Source organism: Enhygromyxa salina (assembly GCF_002994615.1).
Classification (GTDB): Bacteria; Myxococcota_A; Polyangia; order Nannocystales; family Nannocystaceae; genus Plesiocystis; species Plesiocystis salina_A.
Genome location: NZ_PVNK01000063.1, coordinates 1 through 5,295, shown reverse-complemented (window position 1 = coordinate 5,295; position 5,295 = coordinate 1). Strand labels below are relative to the sequence as shown.

At 69.3% G+C, this 5,295-nt stretch carries 4 protein-coding genes; all 4 read right to left on the bottom strand.

Annotation, left to right across the window (positions count from 1 at the left end; all coding sequences use genetic code 11):
- Positions 1-1,664, bottom strand: a 1,664-nt coding sequence (locus tag ENSA5_RS05590) for a DUF1592 domain-containing protein (protein WP_146155360.1), incomplete at its 3' end; no start/stop codon positions are given.
- Positions 1,665-1,811: 147 nt separating this feature from the next.
- Positions 1,812-2,780, bottom strand: coding sequence for a hypothetical protein (locus ENSA5_RS05585; RefSeq protein WP_106390547.1), 969 nt, complete (start codon positions 2,778-2,780; stop codon positions 1,812-1,814).
- Positions 2,781-2,839: 59 nt separating this feature from the next.
- Positions 2,840-4,255, bottom strand: coding sequence for an NlpC/P60 family protein (locus ENSA5_RS05580; protein WP_146155359.1), 1,416 nt, complete (start codon positions 4,253-4,255; stop codon positions 2,840-2,842).
- Positions 4,256-4,284: 29 nt separating this feature from the next.
- The coding region (locus ENSA5_RS05575) for a penicillin-insensitive murein endopeptidase (RefSeq protein WP_181197405.1) at positions 4,285-5,295 on the bottom strand (1,011 nt) is incomplete at its 5' end.

Genomic DNA, 5,295 nt, shown 5'->3' with positions numbered 1-5,295 from the left:
GGCGGGGGAGGTGGCGGCGGGATGCACAGCAGCTGATCGAGCACCCACTTGCCGCGCTTGACCGGCGAGGTCGTCTCGGGGTGGGCGAGCACGCTCATCAGCCCCGGTGAGGTCAGGAGCCCGCGGCGCGGGAGATCGCCGAAGTCGACCTCGACCCAGCCCTCGCCGACCGGCGCGGCCCCGTAGATCGCCGCGAGGCGGTCGTCCATCATCGTGCTGGTCCCGTTGATCAGGTCGCTCATCGGCCGGGCTTCGCTGATGAACGAGCGGAAGAACTCCTGCATCTCGATCCGCATCGAGCTGCGGAGCTCGTCGTCGAAGTCGGGGAAGGTCCCGGTGTCCTTGAACACGTCGTCGAGCGCGCGGATGTACAGCCACTGCCCGGCGAAGTTGTCGACGAGGGCCTCGGACCGGGGGTCGGCGAGCATCCGGTCGACCTGCTGCTCGAGGACCTGCGGGTCCGAGAGCGTGCCGTCGGCGGCCAGCGCGAACAGCTCGGTGTCGGGCATCGAGCTCCACAGGAAGTAGCTCAGGCGCGAGGCGAGCTCGTACTCGGACAGCGGGTGGGGCTCTTCGCTGGTCGGGTCGGGATCGAGCTCGACCCGGAACAAGAAGTGCGGCGAGCTCAGGGCGGCCTCGAGGATCACGTGGACGGCGTCTTCGAAGCCCTGGCCCTCGTCCTGGACCAGGTCATAGAGGCCCATGAGCGCGTCGACCTCGGACTGGGTCAGCGGTCGCCGCCAGGCCCGGCTCACGAACTCGTCGATGATCTGGCGCAGGCACACGTCCTCGCCGTCGGCGAGGGGGTCGCAGGTGATGATCATGTCGCGCAGGGGGTTGGCGACCGGATCGGTCGGGCCCTCGATCTGGAGGTAGTCGACCAGGAGGTTGCGGTCCTCCATGAGGTTCACGTCGTTGTAGTCGTTGGTGAACCCGACCGCGATCTTGTGGATGCCGGCGTCGAGCTGGATCTCGACCTCGTGGACCTCGGCGAGCTCGGGGATGACCGCGGCGATGTCGGTCTCGTAGACGAGCACGTTGTCGACGGTCATGACCAGGTGGGTGAGATCGGCGCCGGCCTGCTGACCGTAGGCGCGGGTCGAGAACAGGTAGGTGCCCGCGCCGCTGGCCTCGAAGGTCGAGTAGACCTCGCCGTTCGACCACAGGTTCCAAAACCCTCCGCTGGCTCCGCCGGAGCTGGCGGAGACCTCCATGCCCTCGGCTTCCCAGTAGTTGAGCTCGGAGTTGGCGGCCACGCGCAGGGCGTCGGCGACCATGGTCTCGGCCGCGCGCGAGTAGAGCTCGAACTGCAGCGGGGACAGGCTCTGGATGTCCGAGATGTTGTCGAAGCCGTAGCTGTGGACGTCCGAGGGGAACTCGGCGGCCGGCGCCCAGTCGACCATCGAGAAGAACAGGTCCTGGACGGTGTTGTTGTACTCGGCGTTGTTGAGGCGGTGGACGGTCACGCGCCCGGGATCCTCGGTGAGCTCGTCACCGTCGCCGTCGCCCGGGTCACCGTCCCCGTCACCGCCGTCCGTGCCTGTCGCGTCGGCGCTTCCGCTCTCGGCCTGGGCATCGTCGCCCTTGCAGCCGCCGAGGCCGAAGCCGAGCCCGAGGCCAAGAAGCGAGAGCAGCGGCCAGTTTGTAAGGTGTCCACGGCGCATCACCTCTGAGTGTGCCGACAGTGGAGCTGCGGTCCAAGGGGGTGGTTTTGGTCCCTCGCGGGGTCTGTGGCCCCCGTTGATGTCGGAGCGCGGAAATCTGTGTCATGGGGCTGACAGCATCAACCCCAACTCGGGTGGATGGGTCGCTCAGTCTTCGGCGAACAGATCCGACGATCGCTCGACCTCGCGGCAGGCCCGGGCCCAGCGTTGGAGCGTGGGGATGTCGTCGCAGGCGCGAACGCGCTTCTCCTCATCGGGGTCGAGGGGGACGCCGCGGACTTCGAGGACCGCGACGATGACCTCGATCAAGGTCGCGCGGCGTCCGGCGTGCCGGGCTTCTTTGCGGGCTTCTTTGCGGGCTTCTTTGCGGCCTTCTTCGCGGCCTTCTTCGCGCCCTTGTTCGCGTCCCACTTCGACCCCGAGCAAGTAGGTCCCGCTGCGTTTTTCGATCTCCCAGATTTCATCTCGTTGGCTCATGTTCATCTCTCCGATGAGGATCTTCTTCTGTTCCTTCGATAAGGCGGCCAAGATGGTCCCCACGTAGGCCTCTCGCCTGTCCCTGGGCAGCCCGAGTGTAGCTCGAATACCCATCCTCGCAGCCTCTAGATCGCCCTGGCTTCCATGCAGGGCGGCAGCAAGCACCGCTGCCGTCGGCCGCCGCCGCGCTTGCTCGAGGTCGTCGATCCGCGGGACGGTGTTGACGTCGAGGACCAGCACATCGGTCAGGTGAGGCGGCCCGATTTGCCAGGCTGCGAGCGCCGCCGACATCTGCGGGGAGAACGATACGACCACGAGCCAGGTGCGCAGCTTGTGATCCTTGGCCACCGAGGCCTGGTAGTAGGGGAGCTGCCAGCGCTTGTTGGGGTCGAGCTCGCCCTGGGCCTCGATGCAGATCGCCACGCCGACGGCCGGTTGGCTGGGGTCTTTGTAGACGAGGACGAGATCCGGGAAGTTGGACTCGACCTGACCGGGGCGCTTGGGATGATCGCGCTCGACCTCAGCGCGGCGATCGATGGGTGTCCCGGATACGGGCCGCTCGATCCCGAGTAGATCGAAGGCGAGCCAGGGGTCGTGCCGGAACAGCTCGAGTGTGCCTTGATGGAGCTTGCCGGCCACGCTCGAGGCGTCGGCCCGCGAACCTGCGTGTTGCAGTGAATCCGATATTTTTTTGAGGCTCAGGGCTGCGAGTCGGGCGTTGGGCCAAACACGGCCATCCGGGTGATCCGCTCGATGAAGGCCCGCCGCTCGCTCCCGCGCCCGAGCTCGAGGGTCGTGACGGCGACCTTGTCGAGGCGGTGGACCGTGTCGGGCCCGCCGGGGCAGGGGACGAGGTACTCGCTCAGCGAGGAGATGCCGTAGTCGTGATCTCCGTCGTGGCCGAGGTAGAGCATGATGTGGCCGGGCATGTAGAGCAGGACGACGCCCTCGCGGGCCGCGGCCCGGATCGCCTCGCGCTTGGCCGGCTCGTCGAGCTCCGAGAGGTCGACGCTGCGGGTCCCGAGCTGGGCCTGGACGGCGGAGTTACGCGGGAGCCGGAGGCCAAACTGCGCGAAGAGATCGTGGAGGTAGCGCGAGCAGTCGCGCCGACCCTCGCGGCCGCCCCAGCCGTAGGGTTGCTCGAGCAGCGCGAAGGCCTGCTCGAACACGGCGCGGCGCGTGAAGGTGAGGGCGGCCGCGCTCGCGGGCGCGGTCCCGGGCAGCTCGCGCTCGTGGGGGCCGGCGAGGCCGGGGACGAGGATCGTGCGGCGCTCGTCGTCTTCGCCTAGGAGCGGGAAGTTGGACCCGGCCCGGAGCTCCTCGATGTCTTCGGTCAGCCACAGGCGTGGGGTGGTGTCGTCGATCCCGAGGCGCTCGCCCGCGGCCGCGGGATCGAGCGCCGGGCCGAGGGTCGGCGCGGTTGACTGATCAACCCAGCCGACCGAGTGACCGGCGTCGACGTAGGTCCACGCGCCGTCGGGCGTGCGCCGCAGCGTGCGAACGAGCTCGCCCGGGTGGAGGGAGGCGCAGCGGTTGCGATCGAAGTCGAGGTCGACGGGATCGCTGAACAGGCCCTCGGTCGTCGGCACGCACCACAGCGAGGTCTCGTCGACGACGAAGCGCAGCGCGGGGCCCTCGATCGGGGCCGCCGACTCGACCCGCGCGGCCGCGCGCTCGAGCGCGCCCGGTGCCGTCTCGACATACTTGCCCGCGCTCACGCGCCCGCGCAGCCACTCGAGCCGCTCGTCGAGTTCGCGCTCGATGAGCTCGGGATCGCCACCAGCCTCGCCGAGGGGGTCTCGCCAGCCGCCGGGGAGCTCGGCCACGCGCGCCGCGAGGTAGCTGCGCTCGTCGGCGTCGAGCAGGTCGAGGTCGGCGTCCGGGGTGTCGGCGAGCCAGAAATTGGGATCTTCGTGCTCGGGGCGGACGTCGGGGGCCCGAGCCTCGCGCAGCTGGGTGCTCGGGCACTCGCTGTGCTCGGCCGCCTGCGGCGTCTCGTCGGTCGAGGTGTGGGCGTTGTCGGTGGACTTGCCACACGCCGCGAGCCACAGCGCGGCCACGAGCACGACAGGCTGGTTTAGGAGGCGCACGGCGGTGGTCGACGTCCCAGCCATGTGCGCCATTCCGATCCTCTTGCTCGTCGTCACGGTCGCGGGGTCACGTCGACGGGCAGCTCGCCCTCGACCCAGCGCAGGTGGACGTGGTCGGTGTGGGCCGGCCAGTAGCCGCGGTTCTTGGCGTGGAGGAAGCGACGGCCCGGACGGCGCGCGCCAGCTTGGTCGTCGAAGGGCTCGAGGATCGTGGTGTCGTTGTGGACGAAGTACGCGACCTCGTCGATCAGGAACACGATCTGGGCCAGGACCTCGAGGCGCTGGCTGGTCGGGGTGTGGGACAGCTCGTCCTCGGGATCGAGGGCCTGCTCGCGCTCGCCCTTGCCCTTGGGCTTGCTGGTCCAACACGCGACGCCGCGCTTGACGTGGTTCCACCACACGCGCGGTCGGCCGTCGTCGTCGGCGTGGTCGGGATCGAGGAGGTAGACGTCGGCGTCCACGCCCTCTTGGTGGGTCCAGTGGTCCTTGATCTTGCCGCCGGTCACGTGGCTGAGATCACCGATCCCCAGGGGCACGCCCGTGCGCTGGCGGTACTGAGTTGCGATGTCGACGAGAGACTCGACGACGGTCTCGCGCGCCCACTGACGATGGAGCGACTCGCTGCCGTTGGACTTGAAGGGCAGGTACTCGCGCGTGGGGTCGAGGGCGTCGGTCAGGTTGATCCAGCGCTCGTCGCCGATCCAGGCCTCGTGGCGGCCGCGCTCGCCCTCGGGGGGCAAACCCGCGGCCGGGACCACGACGTGGAGGTAGGCGAGGTCCTTGCGCGATCGCGCGTCGCGGGTGACGACGAGGTCGTAGCGGGACAAGGGCGAGCTGCCGCAGCGTGGGCCGGGCTCGCGGCTGCCGAATTTGGCCAGCGCGGTCCACTGACGAACCTGCTCGAAGCGACCCTCGAGCACGAGCGCGCGGCCGTCTTCGTGGGCCGCGCGGAGGCCCGACGCGTCGGGTAGCGGCCCGCGGGCGCGACGGCGGGGATCGATCTTGATCTCGAGCTCGACCAGCGCCGCCTCGGCGGCGTCGAGCATCGCCTCGAGCTCGTCGGC